This is a genomic window from Paraburkholderia sp. RL17-373-BIF-A, from assembly GCF_046030175.1.
Lineage (GTDB): Bacteria > Pseudomonadota > Gammaproteobacteria > Burkholderiales > Burkholderiaceae > Paraburkholderia.
Map to the genome: position 1 here is coordinate 1 of NZ_JARESO010000077.1, position 21,439 is coordinate 21,439.

General features: G+C 60.8%; 20 protein-coding genes and 1 pseudogene. 12 read left to right on the plus strand and 9 right to left on the minus strand.

Annotated elements, in window-relative coordinates; genetic code table 11:
* Both P0D80_RS43610 and P0D80_RS43615 read left to right on the plus strand, forming a co-directional pair.
* On the plus strand, positions 1–1,052 hold a 1,052-nt coding region (locus tag P0D80_RS43610), incomplete at its 5' end, for a tyrosine-type recombinase/integrase (protein ID WP_408293342.1).
* An 18-nt stretch (positions 1,053–1,070) separates the two neighbouring features.
* The gene (locus tag P0D80_RS43615; RefSeq protein WP_408293406.1) at positions 1,071–1,619 is read left to right on the plus strand and encodes an SDR family NAD(P)-dependent oxidoreductase; all 549 of its coding nucleotides are present in this window, start codon (positions 1,071–1,073) and stop codon (positions 1,617–1,619) included.
* Between the two features lie 1,437 nt (positions 1,620–3,056).
* Here the strand turns inward: P0D80_RS43615 and P0D80_RS43620 are convergent.
* The 4 genes from P0D80_RS43620 to P0D80_RS43635 all read right to left on the minus strand — a co-directional run bounded on the left by P0D80_RS43620 (position 3,057) and on the right by P0D80_RS43635 (position 6,778).
* Positions 3,057–3,821, minus strand: a complete 765-nt coding sequence (locus P0D80_RS43620) for an SDR family oxidoreductase (protein ID WP_408293345.1) — start codon at positions 3,819–3,821, stop codon at positions 3,057–3,059.
* Between the two features lie 48 nt (positions 3,822–3,869).
* Positions 3,870–4,310 carry a MarR family winged helix-turn-helix transcriptional regulator gene (locus P0D80_RS43625; protein WP_408293347.1) on the minus strand — a complete coding sequence of 147 codons (441 nt, stop codon included), beginning with the start codon at positions 4,308–4,310 and terminating at the stop codon, positions 3,870–3,872.
* 3 nt (positions 4,311–4,313) lie between these two features.
* Positions 4,314–6,227 carry an FAD-binding monooxygenase gene (locus tag P0D80_RS43630; protein WP_408293350.1) on the minus strand — a complete coding sequence of 638 codons (1,914 nt, stop codon included), beginning with the start codon at positions 6,225–6,227 and terminating at the stop codon, positions 4,314–4,316.
* Between the two features lie 116 nt (positions 6,228–6,343).
* Positions 6,344–6,778 (minus strand): acyl-CoA thioesterase, encoded by a 435-nt coding sequence (locus P0D80_RS43635; RefSeq protein ID WP_144142325.1) that lies wholly within the window; start codon positions 6,776–6,778, stop codon positions 6,344–6,346.
* Positions 6,779–6,890: 112 nt separating this feature from the next.
* Here P0D80_RS43635 and P0D80_RS43640 point away from each other — a divergent pair, with 112 nt between their 5' ends.
* The 4 genes from P0D80_RS43640 to P0D80_RS43655 all read left to right on the plus strand — a co-directional run bounded on the left by P0D80_RS43640 (position 6,891) and on the right by P0D80_RS43655 (position 10,977).
* Complete coding sequence (locus tag P0D80_RS43640; protein WP_408293352.1) at positions 6,891–7,595, plus strand: Crp/Fnr family transcriptional regulator; 705 nt, start codon at positions 6,891–6,893, stop codon at positions 7,593–7,595.
* Positions 7,596–7,709: 114 nt separating this feature from the next.
* Positions 7,710–9,074 (plus strand): MFS transporter, encoded by a 1,365-nt coding sequence (locus P0D80_RS43645; protein WP_408293355.1) that lies wholly within the window; start codon positions 7,710–7,712, stop codon positions 9,072–9,074.
* Positions 9,075–9,111: 37 nt separating this feature from the next.
* Positions 9,112–10,032, plus strand: a complete 921-nt coding sequence (locus P0D80_RS43650) for a beta-keto acid cleavage family enzyme (protein ID WP_408293357.1) — start codon at positions 9,112–9,114, stop codon at positions 10,030–10,032.
* Positions 10,033–10,035: 3 nt separating this feature from the next.
* Positions 10,036–10,977: a 3-hydroxyacyl-CoA dehydrogenase NAD-binding domain-containing protein gene (locus tag P0D80_RS43655; RefSeq protein WP_408293360.1), complete on the plus strand. Its 942-nt coding sequence runs from the start codon at positions 10,036–10,038 to the stop codon at positions 10,975–10,977.
* 711 nt (positions 10,978–11,688) lie between these two features.
* Here P0D80_RS43655 and P0D80_RS43660 read toward each other — a convergent pair.
* The 4 genes from P0D80_RS43660 to P0D80_RS43675 form a co-directional block, all read right to left on the minus strand.
* On the minus strand, positions 11,689–11,961 hold the full coding sequence (locus P0D80_RS43660) for a hypothetical protein (protein WP_408293363.1): 273 nt from the start codon (positions 11,959–11,961) through the stop codon (positions 11,689–11,691).
* A 280-nt stretch (positions 11,962–12,241) separates the two neighbouring features.
* The gene (locus P0D80_RS43665) at positions 12,242–12,661 is read right to left on the minus strand and encodes a hypothetical protein (RefSeq protein ID WP_408293366.1); all 420 of its coding nucleotides are present in this window, start codon (positions 12,659–12,661) and stop codon (positions 12,242–12,244) included.
* A 143-nt stretch (positions 12,662–12,804) separates the two neighbouring features.
* Positions 12,805–12,993, minus strand: a complete 189-nt coding sequence (locus P0D80_RS43670) for a hypothetical protein (RefSeq protein ID WP_408293369.1) — start codon at positions 12,991–12,993, stop codon at positions 12,805–12,807.
* A 128-nt stretch (positions 12,994–13,121) separates the two neighbouring features.
* The gene (locus P0D80_RS43675; RefSeq protein WP_408293371.1) at positions 13,122–14,708 is read right to left on the minus strand and encodes a recombinase family protein; all 1,587 of its coding nucleotides are present in this window, start codon (positions 14,706–14,708) and stop codon (positions 13,122–13,124) included.
* Positions 14,709–15,221: 513 nt separating this feature from the next.
* Between P0D80_RS43675 and P0D80_RS43680 the strand changes: the two are divergent.
* Positions 15,222–15,835: pseudogene (locus P0D80_RS43680) on the plus strand (tyrosine-type recombinase/integrase).
* Positions 15,836–16,343: 508 nt separating this feature from the next.
* On the opposite strand, the gene P0D80_RS43685 reads toward P0D80_RS43680, so the two are convergent.
* Positions 16,344–17,249, minus strand: coding sequence for a LysR family transcriptional regulator (locus P0D80_RS43685; RefSeq protein ID WP_408293375.1), 906 nt, complete (start codon positions 17,247–17,249; stop codon positions 16,344–16,346).
* Between the two features lie 95 nt (positions 17,250–17,344).
* Between P0D80_RS43685 and P0D80_RS43690 the strand changes: the two genes are divergently transcribed.
* Genes P0D80_RS43690 through aroE form a run of 5 tightly spaced genes read left to right on the plus strand, consistent with a single transcriptional unit; the run spans position 17,345 to position 21,249 of the window.
* Positions 17,345–18,283, plus strand: coding sequence for a ketopantoate reductase family protein (locus P0D80_RS43690; RefSeq protein ID WP_408293378.1), 939 nt, complete (start codon positions 17,345–17,347; stop codon positions 18,281–18,283).
* 60 nt (positions 18,284–18,343) lie between these two features.
* Positions 18,344–18,736 (plus strand): VOC family protein, encoded by a 393-nt coding sequence (locus P0D80_RS43695; protein WP_132380642.1) that lies wholly within the window; start codon positions 18,344–18,346, stop codon positions 18,734–18,736.
* A gap of 1 nt (position 18,737) precedes the next feature.
* Positions 18,738–19,196, plus strand: coding sequence for a MaoC family dehydratase (locus P0D80_RS43700; RefSeq protein WP_408293381.1), 459 nt, complete (start codon positions 18,738–18,740; stop codon positions 19,194–19,196).
* Positions 19,196–20,416, plus strand: coding sequence for a CaiB/BaiF CoA transferase family protein (locus tag P0D80_RS43705; protein ID WP_408293384.1), 1,221 nt, complete (start codon positions 19,196–19,198; stop codon positions 20,414–20,416). Before P0D80_RS43700 ends, P0D80_RS43705 begins: the two co-directional genes overlap by 1 nt.
* Positions 20,416–21,249 (plus strand): shikimate dehydrogenase, encoded by an 834-nt coding sequence (aroE, locus tag P0D80_RS43710; protein WP_408293409.1) that lies wholly within the window; start codon positions 20,416–20,418, stop codon positions 21,247–21,249. The genes P0D80_RS43705 and aroE overlap by 1 nt, the downstream gene beginning before the upstream one ends.
* Positions 21,250–21,439: the final 190 nt, after the last annotated feature.

Genomic DNA, 21,439 nt, shown 5'->3' on the forward strand with positions numbered 1-21,439 from the left:
CGCTCGACGCCAACAACGATTACGCCGCCGTGCAGGCGTGGCTGTCGCTGCACGAATCCCCTGCGACGCAGCGAGCCTACCGTAAGGAAGCGGAACGCCTGATCCTTTGGGCGATCGTGGACCGTGAGCGGGCCCTGTCGTCGCTGACGACGGAGGATGCAATTGCGTACCGGAGTTTTCTGCGTCGGCCGACGCCACGCGAGCGCTGGGTGGGACCCATGCGCCCGCGCACCTCGCCGGAGTGGCGACCATTCTCCGGTGGGCTGTCGGCCCGCTCAACCGCCTATGCGCTGTCCGTACTCGGCGCGATGTTCCGCTGGCTGATCGAGCAGCGCTATCTCCTGGCCAATCCTTTCGCCGGCGTCAAGGTGCGCGGCACCAGCCGCTCAAGCGTGCTCGACACGTCCCACGCCTTTACCGAGGGCGAGTGGATGCTCGTGCGCGCCATTGCTGACGGACTTGAGTGGTCGTATGGCTGGGAAGCGCCGGCTGCGCAACGCCTGCGCTTTGCGCTGGACTTAGCGTATGCGACCGGCCTGCGCGTCAGCGAACTGGTCGGCGCCTGTCTCGGCAACGTCGAAACCGATGCCCGGGGCGATCATTGGCTGAGCATCATCGGGAAAGGGCGCAAGGCGGGCAAGGTCGCGCTGCCACCACTGGCCCGTACTGCGCTGGACCGCTACCTGGTGGAGCGAAGGCTGCCGGTCACGCCGGCCCGCTGGTATCACGATACGCCTCTCATCGGCAGCCTCGAGCAGGACAGCGCGGCAGGCATCAGCGGTGTCCGGTTATGGGAGATCACACGGCGGTTTTTTGCGAAAGCGGCGGAAGTTATCAAGGCCGACAATCCGGTGCTCGCGGAGAAGCTGCGTCGCGCGAGCCCGCACTGGACCCGGCACACCCACGCAACCCACGCCCTCGCTCGCGGCGCCGAACTGACCACGGTACGGGATAACCTGCGTCATGCCTCGATTGCGACGACGTCGATCTACCTGCACAGCGACGAAGTCAAGCGTGCCCAGCAGATCCGGAATGCCTTCGCCGAAAGATAAGATTCAAGCTGAACCGCCCTGAAACAGCATGAACTTTCCGGTCTATATAACCTTGACGCTTATGATAGGAATTCGCACTTACCTTGTTCCTCCCCCTACAACGTCGGAAACAACAAACGGATCGATTTTCGCGACATGTCGCTCGTTGATTTCGCATCGTTCATGGGTACGGGCCCGATTGGCGCATTTCTTGTTGGCCGGGAAGTCGCGCGGCGGCTCGTTCCGCTTGGCAGAGGAACCCTCATCTTCACGGGCGCCTCAGCGAGTCTGAGAGGCAGGCCGGGCTTTGGTCATTTCGCCGCATCAAAAGCCGCCGTACGGATGATCTCGCAGAGCATGGCACGAGAGTATGGCTGGCAAGGCTTGCATGTTGCCCACGTCCTCGTTGACGGCGGTATTGATGGTGAGCGACTGAGAACTCTGTATCCCGATGCTGCAAGGGAACGTGGCGAAGGTGGGCTCTTAGCCCCAGAGGCAATCGCCGATGGGTATTGGCACCTCCACACGCAACAACGCTCTGCCTGGACACAGGAACTGGACCTTCGCCCCTTTAAGGAGCAGTTTTAGGTCAATGAAGCTGGCCGTCCCGTTTCACCATCGAAAGCAGGCCATCGCGCGTCATATGCGCCAGCGCTGCCTGGCGGTGAAACGAAATGGAGTTCGTACGGCGGCGCTTCAGCCACATAATTGGCAACGTCGAAAGCCATAACCACGGATAGTGCCATCATCGAATAGTCCGGCTACACAAAAAACGCGACGTCACGCACGGCCGGCTCCCGTCAAAGATCTACAGCGACAGGAGGTCCTCTATCAACACCCGTCTTTCATTTAACGTGAGTCGAGGGGCTATTGCGAAACAAAAACGACGACGCCTATCCAGCAGCACTCGTTTGAGCAGCCGCAGCCAGCTAGTGGCGCGGGAGTCCGACTCAGGCTACTTCGCATAGCTATATTCTTGTCGCGGCGTTGCTCAGCAGTCACTACTCCGGATCGGAGAGACAGACGCCATGCAGCCGAGCGAAACTGAACCAATCAGACGGGCACCGGAAAATCTGACTCATAAATTCGATTGATGCATCAGTTGCACTCAGTCACCGATTGAGGGCCATCGATACAAGGCGATCGAACATGCGGTCGGACAAATGCCGGCGGAGGAAGAGCAACGGGGCAGCTAGATGGCCACCGTGGTAACGAGGCTTGGGGTGCCTTGCCCTGAGTGCCTTTAGGACAAGGTCACTAATCACCTTTGGAGGCGGCAGTTTCCCTTGTTCCTGGATTTTCCCGAAGCTATTGACAAGGCTGGCATAGACACCATTAGCAGAATATCGCGTGCCTCCTCAGTGGCGATCTCCGCCCACTCGGATTCAACGCCGCCTGGTTCGATCACGACAACGCTAATGGGGTAATCGTGCGAATCGTGCAAAATCTGGCGGTATTAGGGTGAAGAACCGCTTGCAGCTGGGCTCGGCCGCTCTGCGACTTACTCGCATTCGGTGATTTTTGGAAGTTGTTGATCCACATGGATTTTCAGGATCAAACCGCCAGATTTGTCACGGAAAGTACGATCGCCCCGGGCAACGTGATGCTGGCTCACCGGCAGGATCACAGCATCGCGGCAATGTGCGCGGTCCATTACCCCTAAAGGTGCCCTGGTATCATGCAAAGCCAGCAGTTGAATAGTAACGGTGACGCGCGGCGGGCTGACGGTTAGTTGCGTTTTGCGACGGATTTAACATCAATAGAGAACGCTGTCGCGGGATCGACGCTTCTGACACACCAACGGGTCTACCTTACCGTGCTGTCGCTGGCATACCTGCGTAAATGTCACAATGTGGCAGGCAGTAGGTGAGACGTCAGGTGACGAAGTATCGCGAGATATCGTCATGGAATCATCGCGCCCCCCGCCGATCTGGCACTCCCATTCTCGCCGACCGGCAGACCAGCCGCTTCGTCGTGCCACTTCTTGCCGCTACGAGCGACGGCCCGGGTTGACGGACTAGCAATTCAGGACGCCTGCTGCATGTCGTTATCGATGGGCAGCATCTGCCCTGAGATCGACTTGCCTGCGTCCGATGCAAGGAAGACCGCCATCGCCGCGATATCCCGTGGATCGACGAAGCGTTGCAACGACTGGATCGACATTGCGTCCCGTCGCTCGTCGTCTACGGACCGCCCGCTCACGTGCGCGCGTCCCGCCAGAACTCTCTCGATACGCTCGCCCTCCACAGCACCGGGCAGGATTGCATTGACACGCACGCTGGACTCGCCGAGTTCGCGCGAAAGCGTTTTCGTGAAACCGATCAAGCCCCACTTGCTGACGGAATACGCGCTTCGATTCGGATAACCGAAACGATCCGCCACCGACGACATCACGATGATCGACCCCGCTCGCGACTGCTTGATATGAGGGATCGCGAGCCGGGTGACGTTGAAGGTGCCATTCAGGTTGATCTGCATGACGGCATCCCAGGCATCGGGATCGTAGTTCTCAACCGATGATGTCGGCCCCGAGATGCCCGCGTTGTTCACCAGTACATCCAGTCCGCCCAGAGCTCGAACGGCATCCGGCACCACGCGTTCGATATCGGCACGACTGGCCATGTCACAGACTGCAGTGTCGATGTCCGGCGATTCCGCGCCGAGCGCCAACAATCCACTCGCGTCGACGTCGACCACGAACACTTTTGCCCCGTTATTCGCGAAAGCACGGACGATTTCCCGACCGATGCCTGACGCACCCGCCGTCACAAGAACTTTCTGCGCGCTCAATTTTCCACCTCCGTTACGGGTTAAGTCAGCCACTCCGCAACGAATGCGCTATTCGTCAAGCGGCAACAGCGCCAACAACAGACGCCGCAATTCCTGCGTTTCCAACGACGACAGCTTCGCAGTCAGAATGCGCTCCACCTCTTCGACACGTCGGCGCAACGTCGAAAGCTGCTTCTTGCCCACAGGCGTGAGAAACAGGACATAGCTACGCTTGTCGACGGGATCGTTGGAGCGTTCGATCAATTCATTTCGAACCATACGTGCGACAAGATCCGCAATGGTCGATCGGTCTACGTCGAGTTCATCCCCGAGTTGACGCTGGTTGACACCCGGCGTCCGATGAAGGACTTCGAGCGCCGCGTACTGGACGCTCGTGATCTCGGTGGACACCTGGCTCTGCCATACCGCCAGATGCCGCTGCTGAGCGCGTCGAACCAGACTGCCGGTGAATCGGGAAAGCTCGTCGGGGTGATCGGTTTTGGTCGGCACTGGCTAGTAGTTCTGCGAAATGGGATCGGTTAGAAAAATCGACTTCAGAAACGCGTTCAATTCGGCGAAGGCGTCGAGCGGGAGCACGTGCGCCACGTATTGATCCGGTCGGACAACGACGAGCGCCCCCCGTTCGCGATCGATGCCGCGCTCGTCGAAGATATCAGTCGAGGCATCACTCGTAAATGCCTTCTCGTAATCGATCAGTCCATACCGGCCCTTGCGCGGCAACAACGACGCATGCAGATCTTCGAGCCGCACTTCGCGATGAGGCGTTTGCAGCACGGCGCGCAGATCGAAGACGCTATCCGCATCGGCGCCGGCTGGTGTAGCGAGGCGCAAGACTGGGTGTGGCGAGGATGCAAGTTGATCGCAGAACGCATCGAGTGCCTTACCGCTTGCGTCTGCGAAAGCGTACAAACGCCAACGGCCATCTGCGCGAGCCACATGACCAAGGTGCATCGGCTTTGCATCGGCTACGCGAATGACGGGCGACGAATGAAACCGCGTGCCGATCGTGAAGCCTCGTGCGAGCGACTGATGCGTCGCGTCACCCGTCAGCGCGCCCGGGCGGTAACGCGTCGCCACGCCGGCCGTATATCGGCCTGCGCGTACGAAATACGCCTGAAGTTCTGCGGGATCGACACCACCCGCTTCGGGGCGAGCAGGGTCCTTCGGCGGAGCGGCCATCATCGCGGACCACTCCTTGTCGAAGTCGATCAGTTCCTGTGCGACAGGCTGCCGTTCGTCCGAATACGAGCGCAACAGACTTGCGTGACTGCGTCCTTGCAGCACTGCAGCGAGCTTCCAGCCGAGATTAAAGCCGTCCTGCATCGACACGTTCATACCTTGACCCGCTTTCGCACTGTGCGTATGACAGGCATCGCCCGCAATAAAAACGCGCGGCTCGCGTGATGTTGCGTCGGTCGCAATGGCATCGTCGAAACGCGAGGTCAGCCGCTGCCCTACCTCGTACACCGAGAACCAGGCGACTTCTTTCACGTCCAGTGAATACGGATGAAGGATCCCTTGCGCAGTCTCAATGATGCGCTCGACCGTGGTCTGTTTGATTGCGTCGCGATTCTCCGGTCTGACTTCGCCGAGATCGACATAAAAGCGCACGAGATAGCCGCCTTCACGCGGAATGATCAGCAGGTTGCCTTTGCTCGCCGACTGGATTGCTGCCTTCAGACGGATGTCCGGAAAATCAGTTACGGCAAGCGCATCCATCACGCCCCACGCGTGGTTGGCGGCGTCGCCATTCAGCGTCTGACCGATCGCCGTACGCACGCGGCTTCGCGCACCGTCGCAACCCACCACATAGCGTGCGCGAACGGTGACTGCTTCGCCAGATTGCGCTGCATCCGTGCGGCGCAACGTGACGTGCACGGGATACTCGTCGGTATCGACGCGCTTTACGTCGATGACCTCGAGACCGTAATCCGGTTCGAGCCGTTGTGCGGACCGGCGCATCAGATCGAGCAGATACTCTTGCACCCGCGCCTGATTCACGATGACATGGGGAAACTCGGATATACCTGTTTCGGTATCCTGAACACGTCCGGTACGCCTGATCGCGCCGCGATTGTCGGCATCCGGTCTCCAGAAGACGGTTTCATTGACCCAATACGCTTCGCGGAGCAGGCGATCGCTAAGGCCGAATGCGTTGAACATCTCGACCGTCCGGCAGGCGACACCATCTGCCTGTCCCATCAGCAACGGCCCCAATCGACGTTCGACAATGCGCGTCGTAATCGACGGAAACTGCGACAACTGCGCCGCAAGCACGAGCCCCGCAGGACCGCTGCCGACGATGAGCACGTCGACTGCTTCGGGCAGATCGACCCGAGGCGCGCCCTCGGCGGCCGGTTCGATCATCGGATCGTCCGTACGAAAACCGTTGAGATGAAATTGCATGATGTCGTCCTCTGTATGTCTTAACCTACTCTGGCAATCAATATACTCCGTACACCAACTATATCCAAGCGCTTCCTGTTTTCCTGCCGTTTACCCTGGGATCCCGACACGTTCCGCTAATACGCCACGTTCTCGACTGATTCGCAGGCAGCGCGGATAAATTCAGGCACAGGGACGGCCTTCAACCGTCCATCGTCCTGCTTGACGCACAGGGCGCGCGTCGCCTGCCCTTCGCAGATCAGCGTATCGTTGCGCATGATCCGATGGCTCTGGATAAAGACTTTGCCGCGCCATTCCTCGATTCGTGTATGCACCACCAGACTTTCGCCGTAAGTTGCCGAGGTGTGAAAACGCGTATGCATTTCGAGCAACGGCGCGCCGATGCAATGCGGCAGGGTTTGCATCTCCCGCCAAGGCGGCAGACCGCAATGTATAAAATAATCGTGCGACGCTGCGTCCATCCAGCGCGAGAAGTTCGGGAAGAAAACAATTCCGGCCGGGTCACAATCGCCGAATTGCACGTCAATACGATAGACAGTTTCTTTACTCACGGGTCCATGCTCCTGCTTCCAGTTCAACCATTGTGCGCGGGTCGCCTGCGCAACACTGTCGATGCGGCGACAGTTCGCATCGAAGTCGTTCAATTCCCTTTGGAGTGACGATATGACGAGGCAAAAGCGGACGGTCACGGTGTCGCTCACCCTCGACGAACTGCTCGCGCAGTCGTCGTGGTTCGGCAAGCTGGACGAAGCCGCAAAGGCCCGCGTGCGCGCTGAAGCATCCGAGCGCGCGGTCTCAGCCGGTCAGGTTCTTGGACATCATGGCGAGCGGCAACATGTCTGGTTCGGCGTGCTCGAAGGGCTGATCAAATGGTCGATCACGGCCCGCGACGGACAAACGGTGACCCTGGGTGGCCAGTCCGTCGGCAGCTGGTTCGGAGAAGGCACGCTGATTCGCAACCTGCCGCGCGAGTCGGATCTCATCGCGTTACGCGATAGCCGCGTCGCGCAGATTCCGCGCGCGACCTTCGAATGGCTTCGCGAACACCATCCGTCGTTCAACGATTTTTTGCTGTTGCGGGTCAACGAGCGGCTGCACTGGTTCATGGGCGCCGTCGCGGCGTACGGCCTGCTCGATACGGATAGCCTTGTCGCCAGAGCGCTCGTCGGCATGGTGCATCCGCTGTCCAATCCGAGCGGTGCGGCGCATCTGCAACTGTCCCAGGAGGAGCTCGCCAACCTCGCCGGCGTCTCGCGGCAGACGTGCAACAAGGCGATGACCCGCTTCAAGAATGCGGGTCTGGTACGCACCGAATACGGCAGCATCGTCGTGCTGGATCTGCCTGGGCTTCAGGATCGGGGCCGGTAGCGCCGCGTCCACTACGACTTGGTGTTTACACTGTCCGCGACTGTCGCGCCATCGACAGTCGTGCAGGCAGTCGCCCGAAATAATGCGTGTCATACAAGGTCAGGGAGACACGCAATGATTCGCGCTCGTTCGTTACCGTCCACAGCCGCGCTTGTCGGGAATTCGTCAGACGAGATGGTAGACGCAATCTTCCGGAAGATAAGCTGGCGCGTCATGCCGCTCATCCTCGTCGCTTACGTCTGCGCGTTCCTCGACCGGATCAACATCGGCTATGCGCAGCTGCAGATGAAACACGATCTGGCGTTTTCCGATGCAGTGTATGGACTCGGCGCGGGCATTTTCTTCGTGACGTATCTGCTGTTCGAGGTGCCCAGCAATCTGCTGCTCGAAAAGATCGGTGCGCGTCTGACTTTCCTGAGAATCATGGTGCTGTGGGGCATGGCGTCTGCGGCGACCGCGTTCGTCTCGGCGCCCTGGCAGTTCTACGCGATCAGGCTGTTGCTCGGCGTCTTCGAAGCTGGCTTCTTCCCCGGGATCATTCTGTATCTGACGTACTGGTATCCGAGCCAGCGCCGCGGGCGTGTCACGGGTCTGTTCCTCTTCGGCATGCCGGTTACGGGCGTACTGGGTGGCCCGCTGTCGGGCGCCATCATGAGCAGCATGGAAGGATTGGGCGGCATGCACGGCTGGCAATGGCTGTTCCTCGTCGAGGGGCTGCCGACTGTTCTGCTGGGATTCGTGCTGTATCGCTTACTTCCGGACGGTCCGGCCCGTGCGTCCTGGCTGAACAGCGCTGAGAAGACGCTGGTGCAGAGAGTGCTGGACGCCGACCACCGTGGTGAGACGAAGGCCGGACATCATGGACGCCTCGCCGCGGCGCTGGCGGACCCGAAGACGTACGTGCTTGCGTTCATCTACTTCTGCTGCGCTTGCGCCGTGTACACGCTGACTTTCTGGCTGCCGACCATGATCAAAGGTCTTGGCATCGCTCCGATCGCGACGATTGGCTGGTACACGGCAGTGCCCTATATCTTCGGCGCGCTGGGCGTGCTCGTCATCAGCCGCAGTTCGGACCGCTTCAAGGAGCGTCGCTGGCATGTGGGCGGAACGTTGGCACTCGGTGCAATTGCACTGGCGTCGACTTCGTATCTCGGGACTGCTGTTGTTCCCGTCATGGTCATGCTCTGCGCTGCATCGTTTTTTATCTTTGGCGGTGGCTCGCTGTTCTGGTCGATTCCGCCGACGTATCTGGACCGTAATGCTGCCGCAGCGGGCATCGCGGTGATCAGTTCACTGGGCATCCTCGGCGGGTTTGTCAGCCCAACGCTGATCGGCATGATCAAGGGCGCGACAGGCAGCATTCAAATGGGGCTTCTGGCGTTGACGGCACTCGTCATCTGCGGCGGACTCACGATTCTTCTCGGCCTGCCCAAAAGCGCGCTTCGAGTCGGCCCAGGCGAAAGCGCCAGCGCGCACTAACGAACATTCAGTACATTTTTTTCTGGAGAGCATCAGCATGAGCAAGCCCAAAGTCATCGTGACCGTTGCCCCGACGGGCGGCATGGCCAGCAAGAAAATGAATCCGGCCCTGCCGACGCAACCGCAGGAGATTGCAGACGACACGTATCGCTGCTACAACGCAGGCGCCAGTGTGGTTGCCGTGCATGCACGACGTCCCGACGACGAGGCCACCTGCGATCCGGCGATCTACAGCCAGATCAACCGCCTGATCCGAGACAAGTGCGACATCATTCTCAACAACTCAACGGGCGGCGGCATCAATGGCGACATGGTTCGCGAACTCGACAACGGCCTGTGGGAAATCCAGTGGGAAGAGCGTCTGAGGGGCATGCAGGGTGATGGCGTCGAGATGTGCACGCTCGACGCGCAGACGGTGATCGCGAGTTTCGGCGGCAAGGAAATCCTGGTGGCAACGCCGCCTTCGCGAATCAGGCAGATCGCGGAGATGATGAAAGCGCGCGGCATCAAGCCCGAATGGGAAGTGTTCGGCCTTGCCGACATCGTTCAGGACGTTCAGCGCGCAATCAATGAGGGCCTCGACGACGCGCCGCACTTTATCAATATCGTCATCGGCGCCAATGCGTTCCAGGGCGCGCTGCCCTACACGCCGCGGCTGTTGCAGACGATGGTCGATCACCTGCCCCGCAACACCGTTTTCAACGTAAGCGCCATCGGCGCGGCGCAGTTGCCTGCCGCGATGAACTCGCTGTTGCTTGGCGGGCACGTGCGCGTCGGACTCGAAGACAACCTGTACTACAGGCATGGAGAACTCGCGACCAACGTCCAGTTGGTCGAGCGGCTGGTTCGCCTCGTGCGCGAAATGGGTTACGAGCCGGCGACGCCGTCCGAGGCGCGCGAAATCATCGGTCTGCAGCCGCTGCGCGAGACGATCCAAGCTGTCGGCATGGAGGCTTAGGCAATGACGAAGCGACCCACCACCATCGCGATTGTCGGCACGGGTGTGATCGGCGCCGGCTGGGCGACGCACTTCCTAGCTCATGGCTTCGCCATCGCGGCAACGGACCCCGGCGAAGGAGCCGAATCGCGCCTGCGCAACTGGGTCGACGATAACTGGCCGGCGGTCGAGCGACTGGGACTGGCGGAGGGCGCCTCTCGCGACAATCTGACGTTCACGACGGACCTGGGCGCGGCGGTGAGCGATGCCGGTTTCATTCAGGAAAGCAGCCCCGAACGTCTGGACGTCAAGCAGGCACTGATCGCGAAGATCGAATCGGCGGCGAAGGCGGAGACCATCATCGCTTCGTCGTCTTCGGGTCTTTCGATCAGCGAGATTCAGGCTGGCGCGGAACACCCGGAACGGATCGTGTTGGGACATCCATTCAACCCGTCCCACATCATTCCGTTGGTGGAGGTCTGCGGGGGTAGCCTCACATCGCCTGACAACATCGCGAAGACGACGGCGTTCTATGCGTCGACGGGCAAGAAGGTCATCAGGATCAACAAGGAGATCAAAGGTCATATCGCCAACCGGCTTCAGGCCGCGATATGGCAGGAGGCGATTAGCCTGGTGGAGCGCGGGATCGCTTCCGTGGAAGACATCGAAACGGCGATTTCCCATGGTCCTGGCCTTCGCTGGGCGCTGCTGGGTCCGTTTCTCAATCTCCACGCTTCTGGTGGCGCTGGTGGGACTACGCATGTGCTGCAGCATCTGGGTGCGGCACAGCGCGAGTGGGCCAGAGACCTGGGTAAGTATCCCGAGACGGACGATTACATCGAGTTAATTGCGGCAGGCGTTAGTGCGAAACTGGAGTCGTATGATTTTCCGGAAATGCTTCGACAGCGCGATGAACTGCTGATTCAGTTGGTGGAGGCCAAGCGAAATCGTGCTGAGCTTCCTTAAGGGCAATCTTGTTCTCCGCTTCGGTAGCCGGTGACAGGATTTCGCGCGAGCGCTTTCGCATCCGGCAACATCCCGACCGGTAGTCGAGCCTCCATCCGTCTGCGAAAAGCGGTGCCAGCGACCGCTCCGTAGTTAGCGGGAAAGTTCGAAGGATGCCCGGCGCCAGTTCGGCGGCTGCGGCCGCCAGCGCAATCCGATCCTGCCAATGACATGTCGTTCCATTCGCTTTCAGCCAGATACGCGAAGACTCGACCAGGTGATCCGTGCGTAACCAGCTGCCGGTTCGCGCCATTGCGACAAGCTCCCCAATCACCAGGTAGCAGAGGAGTTCAGCGCGGGCCTCATCATCGAGCTTCTCAGGGAGTGACATGTCGAACGACGTTCCGGATCTGTAATCTGCCGTCAGGTGGCGCATGGTCGGGACGTGCGGCGACAACCGACCGCCGCGGTGATGGGCGCCACCTGGTGCCGATTGCCGGATGGTCAGGTCTCACCGCTCAGTCTGCATGGGGTTCGTCTGCATTGGATGCGCATTGAATGCGCTGGACGATGGCGTTGAACCGTTCTTCGCCACCGTGCGTGTGAACGCACTTCCCGTCGGGAGCGTCGCTCGTGCTGACCGCTGCGCCGCCACGACCCCGCCAATGCAGTCTGATACAGAGACCCGTTTTCGCATCCTGAGCACAGCGCACAGCGGTGCGAGCCGGAACACTATTGCGCCGCGGTCAGTTTCAGTCCTGGCCTCAATGCCGGCGACGGTTCGTGCAGGCCTTTGCGCTCGTCGGAAACCTGCTCGATGCCTTTACTGGCCACCTCCTCCAGGAAGGTCAGCCGGGCCCGATAGTAATCAACGCGTAGCTGTGCATCGAGCACATGCTGCTCGGCCTGGAACAGTTCCATGCGCAGGTCATGTAGTGCACGTTCCGCCTGTTTCTCGGGAGTGGGCGCGTGATGTGAAGCCCAGTTTGCAAGCCATCGCAGCATGGTGAAGCCCTCCTGTTGCCGGGGTGCCCGGCCACGACAAAGGCTATCAAAGTCTGGGACGGCTGTCTGTCAAAAAACGCCAGCGCGTCACATGTTGCATAAACGGCACAGCGACGCCTGAGTACGACGGAGGTCGTGATAGCACCAGTTGGTGCATGCGCCGCACCCTCCCCGCGGCAATGTCCGGCGACCCCGCTGCCTGCGCACTGCACGCGTGCCAGTGTTGAACCCTTTACCGCAGGTCACGGCGGGACCCGGCCTACTGGCTGCGGACCGGTCGTCATCCTGTACTCACCGGGGCATAAGCAAGCTTCATCGGGCGTTTTGCATGCCTTGCGCATTCCGATCGCGATGCCATCCGCCCGAGGGTGACCGCGTTACCGGGATATCGCGACTGCAGCCACAACCTCGCCACGTCATTGCGCATCCAGCTCCCCACAAAACTGGCTGTCAGCGCGAGCAGGAACAGGTCATCGTAGTACCCTGCCGCCAGCTCCTGCGCGGCAAGTTGCACCCTGATGAGCCCACGCTCCATGGCCGCCAGACGTCTCACACCGTCGCGATCAGACTGCCGTCCCCGTGGATCATCCGCCCGAAGGCCAGCGGGCGTCGCCGCCAGTAGCGCACGCGCAAAATCGCCGCTGCAGTTGTTTTGCCGCACCATCACGCTGGCCACAGCGATCTGGCGGGATGGCACCATCCGAGCCAGCGCGGTAAGGGTCCGTTCAGGCAGTCTGTACCCAGTCAACTGGTCGGCTGCCTCTGGGCAGATTCCAGGCGGACACGCGCGATCCGCTGACTGTCTGCCGGACCGCGCAACATATCGGGCAGGACGGGCATCGGTCACGGTGAGCGGCCTTCAAGGTTATCGCGAAGGCGTCGGGGCATGGTGACAAATCCCTGCGATCGCAGGAGTGCGACGAACGCCGGATCAGACAGGAGTTCCACCAGTACGTTGCCGACAATGACCCGCTCGACGCTGACGGCTTCCATCTGCCGGATTGCCGTCTGTTGGCGGGCTCTCTCCAGCATAAGGACTTTCCGGGCCTTGATCTGCGGCGAGGATCGGGAATTCGCGCGGGTCGACGCGTCGCAGCCGGACGTGGCATCCTCTGCGCCAGGACAGATTGCGGTGCGCGGATGATCTTTTCGCATAACGATTACTTCGTAGCAGGCCGGCACGTCGCCGGCAATACTTCCAGCGGCACGTTGGCGGCAAGCTCGATCAGTAATGCAAGATCGGGATGCCGGTACGGTTCGAAATGCGACTGGCCGTACCGGTGCAGCACGGTGTATTCGCCCTTTGGCAGACTACCCTGGGGGAGAATGTGAAAGTCGAGCAGTTCCTTGCCTGCGCGCTGAATGCGGCCATACACGAGAAAATCAATCGCAAAGCAATCAGGCCAGCGGGCGATCCAGTACGGCAAATGTCCCTGGATCAGCCACGGGCTCCGGATGACCAGTTGCAACCGTAGTGCGCCGTCGATGCACAGCGTGCCCGTGTGTTTCTCGTACCGGACCTGATGACCCAGCTCCCGCAGCTTGTTGGTCGTCCCATCAGCAACGCGCCGCTCCATCAGGTGCTCGACGTACCGGTTTTCGGACCGCTCGGGATTCAGGTTCGGTGGGTATCCAATGATCTTGTATGCCTCATACAGACTCCCGAATTCGTGCATTACCTGTTCAACAGACGGCGCACTCCGGTAATGCCTCAGTGTTGCCTGATTGAGTCTGCCTGCTCTCGTGACCACCTTGCGTAGGCCTTCAATAATCTCGCTTCGTGTTGGTCTACGTCCGACGCGTGCCATTTTCTGCTGGACAGCGGCAAAGACGCGCCGGTCGACGACCGGCTCGAACGCGTCCGGAATGCGGATCCACTCCTCCCGCGGCAACTGCTCCCAGCCACGGTCGAGTTTCGAGGTCGTCCGGCTGTAGACATTGGTGCCGATGTACTTTTCGTTGCGCAGGATGTCCAGTATGTTGGCGCCTTGCCAGGTGCGGCCAGCACCGTTGACTATTCCAAAGCTGTTCAGGCGCCGCGCGATCGCCGCCGCGCTGACCGGTTGCATTGCATACCATTCGTAGATCTTGCGGACCAGCGCGGCATCGCCTGGCGGCCCCGGCGCGATGATGATGCGGTCAGTCTGTACGCTTTTGTATTCACGCGGAGCGAGGCACCGACGCTCGCTGTTATCCCGGCCGACCAGAATGCGCTGCAATCCAATCCCGGGGGGGCCACCTGCATGAAAACCACGCCGGACGTTCAGGCAGTGCCCGAGAAAGACCTTACGTGACATCTCGCGACTGAATTCGCCGGCCATCGCCCGCTTGAGTGCCTTCAGTATCGACGTGGCAGGACTGCTATCGTTCTCGAACGGCTCGGCGACATAGATTACGTCGACACCGGCGCGGCGACAGGTGTATTCGTAGAACGCACTTTCATCGACATCCTGGAAACGTCCCCAGCGACTGACGTCGTACACCAGCACGCTGGTGAATCTGCGCGCCGGATTCTCCACGTCGATCAATAGCTGGATCAGTGCCGGGCGTTCACGCAGCGTCAGTCCACTGATCGCAGCATCTTCATAGTCCCGCACAACCCGGATACCGTGCGCGGCGGCATATCGTGCGATCGCTTCGCGCTGGAATACAGGTGAGTACTCCTGGTGGTCGGTGGACATGCGGATGTACTGCGCGGCGCGAACGGGCGCAGCGGGCTGGGTACGGCGCTTCCGCGCGGAAGGCATGATATTTCCAGTGCTCACACATTAGTGCTAGCGCTTTCCCGGTCAAAGTCAAGACGGAAGATCGCTATGACGACCGAACGGGCGCTTGACAACCGGAACTGGCCGATATGTCGACTTGCAAAGGGCACGGGTCATTAACGGCTATTCGATGCCTGCCACCGGCCCGCAGGAGTGTGACGGTGCCTTGCGCATGTTGGTAGCCGTCGAATAAGCCTAATCGGGACTGTGAGTTCATTGATGCAGGAAGCCGCCGTCCGGCTGCTCGATGCTGGCGCGGTCAGCAATCTGTCACAGTGCTGAATTAGAACCCAGCGCGTCTCAAAGTCAGCAACGGCCGAAATTTACCGGTATGTTATTGAGCAGCATTCTGATGCAAACCAGTGGTTCGTTTGACGGCTTCGAGGCATGGTGGCAACCGTTAGCCGCCTGTGAGCCTCGCGCAAATCCACGCAAAACCGCGCGTGAAGGTCAGACATCACAATCGAACTCCCATCATCCCTGTGGGAGTCTGTCATGAAAACCGAACAAACCCGTGAGGCGTGGAACAAAGGCAAACTGGTCGGCCAGAAGCCACCGCTGAAACTTAAAGATGTCTGGGCTATCCGGATCTATCTCCAGAACGCTCATGCTGTTCGTGATCTCGCACTGTTCAACCTTGCAATCGACAGCAAACTACGTGGTTGTGATCTTGTCAGTCTTCGAGTCCGCGATGTTACGCACGGCAATCAGGTCTTGTCGCGGGCGCAAGTCGTTCAGCGAAATACACAACGCCCTGTCCAGTTTGAACTGACCGAACCTACCAGGAAGGCTGTCGGCGCGTGGCTGAAAAAGGCAGCCCTAAGGCCGGATGGATTCTCTTCCCCAATCGGTTGTCCACATCGCCTCATCTCTCCACCCGACAATACGCCCGGATGATACGTCGATGGGGGGAAACTGCGGGGCTTGATCCGACAGCCTACGGCACGCATTCGATGCGCCGCACCAAAGCAACCCTGATTTACAAGCGCACGAAGAACCTGAGGGCCGTCCAACTGTTGCTCGGCCATAGCAAGATTGAAAGCACGTTCAGGTATCTTGGCATCGAAGTCGACGACGCGCCTGAGATTTTGGAACAGACTGAAATCTAACGCGTCGGGCACAGGACGCGCGAAACGACGCTATGTTTGGGATCGTGCGGCAGCTTTCTGGTGAACTTTCCTTCGCTCGAAACTGCGACCAATCGTTGCTGCTTACCGATCCTTCCAAGCCGTCACCCGAATGGCTGGTTGGCAACGGAGACTGGCCCGACCAGCTACGAGTAGAGTTCGGCCTTAGCCGACGTTCACGCGTCGCCGTTGGTAAGACCGCTTAGGGCTGCTCTTTTGCCGTTCACACTCCGAGGCCGCGAACGTCAGTTCTCGCTGTAGTCGGATGAGTACTTGCGATCCGTTGCGGTCGTTCAATGCTGTTTCAACTGACGGCCGCTTCCGGCGCTAGAAGCGACGATCGGATTGCCAGTCGGACGCTGGGGCGCGCCTGGAAACTCCCGCACGGGCAGTTCCCGTTGCAGACGACGTCAGCGAGAAACCAGTCCCACAAACGGCAATAAGTTAGGCCCCCCCGGCACAGCATGACAACCGCAGCCGACACGCAACGTCACCGCAGACTACTGAACAATTGAGCCACCACATCGCGCAGCCACCGATTCCCCGCTTCGTGGTGATAGCGGGCGTGCCAATGCTGCCGCACTGCAAACCCCTCCACCGGTATCGGACACGGATGCACCGACAGGTCATTGACCTTCGCCAGCGTCTCGCCGATATGCCGCGGCAACGTGGCGATCAGATCGGTGCTCTTGATGATGGCCCCGAGCCCGAGAAAACCCGGCAACTCGAGTACGACGTCCCGTTCGATGTGCTCGCGCACCAGCGCCTGCTCCAGCAGTTGCGCCCCCGTGCCTGCCGCGATGGCGACATGGCCCTCCGTGCGGTACTGCTTGAGCCCAAGCTTGCCGCGCACGCGCGGATGATGCCGGTTCATCAGGCACACCCAGTCCTGCATGTATAGCTGTTGCTGGTAGATGCCGCCGCCGAGCCAAGGCACGTGGCCGATTGCCAGGTCGGCCTCGCCCGATTCCAGCGCGCGTTCGGTATTGCCGTCAATCCTCGCGGCTTCGAGACGGATTCCCGGCGCCTGCGCTCGCACGTGCGCCAGCATGCGTGGCAGCAGCGTGACGTGGCTCGCGTCGGTCATGCAGATGCGGAAGCGCCGCTTGGCGGTGGCGGGATCGAAGGCGATTTCCCACGCCGCAAAGCGCCGCAGCGATTCGAGAATCTCCCGGCACGGTCCGATCAGCGCATCGGCTTGTGGCGTCGGTGCCATGCCGCCTGGCGTTCGTATGAAGAGCGGGTCTTGCAGATGCTCCCGCAAACGGCCGAGCCAGATGCTGACAGTCGGCTGGCTTTGTCCAAGCTGCTCCGCGACGCGCGTGACGCTGCGAATGTCGTAGAGAAGATCGAAAAGCTGCAGCAGTTTCAGATCGGGGAGTTCTGCCGGGTTCATGGCGATATTGTCTGGCGCAATGACCTCATTGTATCCATTACATTGCCAGTATGAGCACCGGATCGTATTGTGATCTCCAGGTCAAGGAGACGATAGTGAAGATTGCGATTCTGGGTGCGGGTGCGCTGGGCTGCGCCATCGGCGCGGCCCTAACCGAAGGCGGCAACGAGGTCTGGTTGCTGAACAGCTCGGCGGCGCATGTAGACGCAATGCGGCGCGACGGACTGCTCGTCGACCATGCGAACGGCTCACGTCGCGTGAATGTCAAGGCTACGACGCGGGCCGCCGAGGTGGGTGCCGTCGATCTGGTCGTCGTGCTGGTCAAGTCCTTTCATACCGATGCGGCGATGCGCGGCGCTCTGGAACTGATCGGACCCGAAACCGTGGTGCTATCGCTGCAAAACGGCCTTGGACACGAAGATGTGCTCGCGGACATCGTGGGTCGTGAACGCGTGCTGGCGGGCAAGACTTACGTCGGCGGCGTGCTGCGCAATCCGGGGCACATCGAGTCCGGCGTCGCCGGCAAGGCGACTTACATCGGCGAACTCGACGGCCACATCACATCCCGCGTGACGGCGATCGCCACAACCTTCAACGCGGCCGGACTGGCCACCACGGTCAGCGACAACATCGTCGGCACGATGTGGGACAAGTTGCTGGTCAATGTCGCAACGGGCGCGCTGACGGGCACCACCGGCCTGACCTACGGCCAGCTCTACGACGAGCCGCTACTTAAAACAGCCGCCCTGGCAGCCGTCGCCGAAGCGATCGCAGTCGCCCAGGCCGCCGGCGTGACGCTTTCCTCCACCGATCCTGAACGCCCGTGGACCCTCGCCGGCGAAGGCCTTTCCGCCGGCTTCAAGACTTCGATGCTGCAGAGCCTCGAAAAAGGCTCCATCACCGAAATCGACTTTATCAACGGCGCGGTCGTGCGCTGGGGACAACGGCACGGTGTGCCGACGCCCGTCAACGCGACGCTGGTGGCATGCATCAAGGGCATCGAACGCGCGATGACCGACCGAAAAACGCAATAACTGGCATGAGACCCGGGCAGGTGCTTCGCGCCAGTTCGGGTCGACAACGGAGACAACCTGATGAACGGCAGCAAAGCCTATCTGGAACATGTCGCTATCTGGGTGAAGGACATCCACTGGCACATCCGCTTTTTCGAAGACGTGCTCGGCATGACGATGCGCGAGGTCGACGGTACGGTAGAGGAACCCCGTCAGTACTGGACGCTCGGCGGCCTGCAATTCATCCATAACCCGCAGCACGACGCACCCGAAGGCCGCCTCGGTCACCTCGGCGTGATGTGCGAGGACATGGAAGCCGCGCTCGCCGCGGCGCAAACATACGGCGTCAGCGAAATGCCGCAAGGACGCAACTGGTTGCGCCTGCCCGACGGCCTCGCCGTCGAACTGATTCAGGCGAGGCCTGCCACATGCGTCGCGCAGGCACTGGCGATCAACCCACGTTCAGAGGTTTGACATGACGATCATTGAAAAATACTGGGATGACGCCAGCGAAGGCGACGAGTGCGCAAGCCCCACTTACACCGTCACCAAAGAACGCATCCTGGCCTACGCCGACCTCACAGGCGACCACACACCCGTGCATGTGGACGAGGATTACGCGAATGCGAGCCACTTCGGTTCGATCGTCGCTCACGGTCTGTTTGGCCTGTCTATCGCCGATGGCCTCAAGACCCAAAGCGATTACCGTTTCCTGCCGGGTATGTCGCTCGGCTGGACGTGGGACTTCAACCTGCCCATCAAGGTCAACGACGTGCTGCACGTCAAGTTCCGCATCGGCACGATGCGCGCGAGCAAGAGCCGCCCTGACTGGGGGATCGTCTTACTCCCATCCGAGCTGGTTAATCAGGACGGCAAGGTCGTCCAGCATGGCGAGCATCGTCTGATGGTGCCGCGCCGCCCGGGAGCATGCTGATGCAGGCACGTCCTCTTGAAGGTATTCGCGTTGTCGATTACAGCCATTTTCTGGCCGGTCCGTATGTCGGCCGCTGTCTCGCGGCGCTGGGCGCCGAGGTCATCAAGGTCGAGCGTCCCGGCAGCGGCGATGCGGGACGTCAGCATGCCACGGTGCTCGATGACGAACAGAGCGGCTACTTCCTGCAACTCAACATGGGCAAGCGCGGCGTCAGCGTCAATATGCGCGACCCGCGCGGGAAAGAGTTCATGCAACGGCTGTGCGACTCGGCGGATGTGTTCGTCGAGAACTACCGGCCGGGTGCACTGGACAAACTCGGGCTGGGTTATGACGAACTGTCCGCGCGCAATCCGAAACTGGTCTACTGCTCGATCTCGGCTTATGGCCATACGGGACCCGACGCGCATCGCGCCGGCTTCGGTCTGATTGCCGAAGCAAAGAGCGGGATCATGCAGATGATCGGCAGGCCCGGCGAACCGCCGCCGCTGATGCGCATCTCGCTCGGCGACATGTACACAGGAATCCACGCGGTGGCGGCGATCAATGCCGCGCTGCTCGGTCGCGTGAAGAGCGGCCGCGGCCAGCACATCGACATGGCGCTTTACGACACGCTGGTGTCGATGCACGAATACGCCGTGCAGTGCTACACGATGCAAGGCATCCTGCCGGAGCAGACGGGTCACGACATGCCCACGTCGACGCTATACGGCGTGTTCCGTGCCGCCGATGGCGACCTCGTCATCGCGGCCCAGGTGGACGACGCGTGGAAGCGCTTCGCGGTGCTCGTCGAGGCACATGGCGGACCGGCTGGCTTTGGCGCCGACACACGCTTTCACACGCTGGCAGGACGCAATGCGAATCGCCTCGACATCCTGTCCGTCGTGAAGCCATGGGTGGCCAGCCGACCGGTCGCGCAGGTGCTCGACCTGCTGGATGGCATCGATGTGCCTTGCGCCAAGGTGCAGCGCATCGACGAAGTGCTGGCCGATCCGCAGATCGTCGCGCGTGGGATGGTGGTCGAACAGGAGCATCCGCGCTACGGCAAATTGCGTCTGCCGAACCTGCCCTTTCGTTTCTCGGACTGCGACACGACGATCCGCGAGGTCGCGCCCGACCTCGGTCAGCACAACGCGGAAGTGGCGCAATCGCTGGGCTTCGACATCGCCGAAATCGATGCGATGCAAACAGACGGCGTGTTGTATTCAAAAGTGAGGCCATGATGAGCGACCAGTATGCAGTGATCGGCAACCCGATCGGACACACGAAATCTCCGCTGATCCACGGTCTCTTTGCACAAGAGACGCAGCAGGACATGGCCTATACGGCCATCGAAGGTCCACTGGAGCCGCAGGACGCATTCGCCGCGACGGTGCGTGCGTTCATTGCGGCGGGCGGCAAAGGCATGAACGTGACCGCGCCGTTCAAGCTGAAGGCGTTTGCGATGGCCGACGAGCGCAGCGAACCGGCGGAACTGGCGGGCGCCACCAACGCGCTGAGCTTCAAGGACGGCCGCATCATCGCCGAGAACTTCGACGGCATCGGCCTGCTACGCGACATTAAGGTCAACCTAAAACTGCCGATGGGCGGCACGCGCGTGCTGGTGCTCGGCGCGGGTGGCGCAGTGCGTGGCGCATTGCTGCCCTTCCTTGCCGCGCAACCTGCGGAACTGGTCGTCGCGAACCGGGATACGGCGAAGGTCAAGGCGCTGGTTGCGCAGGTCGTGGCGCGCGGCCCGCTGCTTGCCTGTGGCTACCGCGATCTCGAGACAATGGGACAGTTCGATCTGGTGGTCAACGCGACGTCGGCCAGTCTCACCGGCGAGTTGCCGCCCGTTCCGCCGAGCGTCTTCAGTCCAACGGGTGTGGCCTATGAACTGGCCTACGGAAAGCGTCTGACGCCCTTCTTGCGACTCGCCCGCAATGCGGGTACGCAGCACGTCGCGGACGGCGTCGGCATGCTGGTCGAGCAGGCAGCAGAGGCCTTCGCGTGGTGGCGTGGCGTGCGGCCCGAGACGCGGGCCGTGATCGACCGGCTAACGGTGCCGCTGGATTGAAGCACTGGAGTTAGGATTGGAAAGGATCCCGATGTCAACTGGACACGTGAGGATCGCGAGCGCATCACGACCCCTAGCTGTGGTCCGTCCAGGGCCGGCGTGATCGGCACAGCCCACAACCTTCCTCAAAGGCTCGAAGCTTTCGGGCTCGAGTGGCAGCTTTCGAAGCGAACGCGACCTTCGAGTGTCC

Bases quoted from the DNA above. Each gene is read 5' to 3' on its own strand.
- P0D80_RS43645 (WP_408293355.1), top strand. From the start codon at position 7,710: ATGATTCGCGCTCGTTCGTTACCGTCCACAGCCGCGCTTGTCGGGAAT.
- P0D80_RS43630 (WP_408293350.1), bottom strand. From the start codon at position 6,227: ATGCAATTTCATCTCAACGGTTTTCGTACGGACGATCCGATGATCGAA.
- P0D80_RS43705 (WP_408293384.1), top strand. From the start codon at position 19,196: ATGCAGGCACGTCCTCTTGAAGGTATTCGCGTTGTCGATTACAGCCAT.
- aroE (WP_408293409.1), top strand. From the start codon at position 20,416: ATGAGCGACCAGTATGCAGTGATCGGCAACCCGATCGGACACACGAAA.
- P0D80_RS43650 (WP_408293357.1), top strand. From the start codon at position 9,112: ATGAGCAAGCCCAAAGTCATCGTGACCGTTGCCCCGACGGGCGGCATG.
- P0D80_RS43660 (WP_408293363.1), bottom strand. From the start codon at position 11,961: ATGCTGCGATGGCTTGCAAACTGGGCTTCACATCACGCGCCCACTCCC.
- P0D80_RS43640 (WP_408293352.1), top strand. From the start codon at position 6,891: ATGACGAGGCAAAAGCGGACGGTCACGGTGTCGCTCACCCTCGACGAA.
- P0D80_RS43655 (WP_408293360.1), top strand. From the start codon at position 10,036: ATGACGAAGCGACCCACCACCATCGCGATTGTCGGCACGGGTGTGATC.
- P0D80_RS43665 (WP_408293366.1), bottom strand. From the start codon at position 12,661: ATGGTGCCATCCCGCCAGATCGCTGTGGCCAGCGTGATGGTGCGGCAA.
- P0D80_RS43675 (WP_408293371.1), bottom strand. From the start codon at position 14,708: ATGCCTTCCGCGCGGAAGCGCCGTACCCAGCCCGCTGCGCCCGTTCGC.
- P0D80_RS43670 (WP_408293369.1), bottom strand. From the start codon at position 12,993: ATGCTGGAGAGAGCCCGCCAACAGACGGCAATCCGGCAGATGGAAGCC.
- P0D80_RS43695 (WP_132380642.1), top strand. From the start codon at position 18,344: ATGAACGGCAGCAAAGCCTATCTGGAACATGTCGCTATCTGGGTGAAG.
- P0D80_RS43685 (WP_408293375.1), bottom strand. From the start codon at position 17,249: ATGAACCCGGCAGAACTCCCCGATCTGAAACTGCTGCAGCTTTTCGAT.
- P0D80_RS43700 (WP_408293381.1), top strand. From the start codon at position 18,738: ATGACGATCATTGAAAAATACTGGGATGACGCCAGCGAAGGCGACGAG.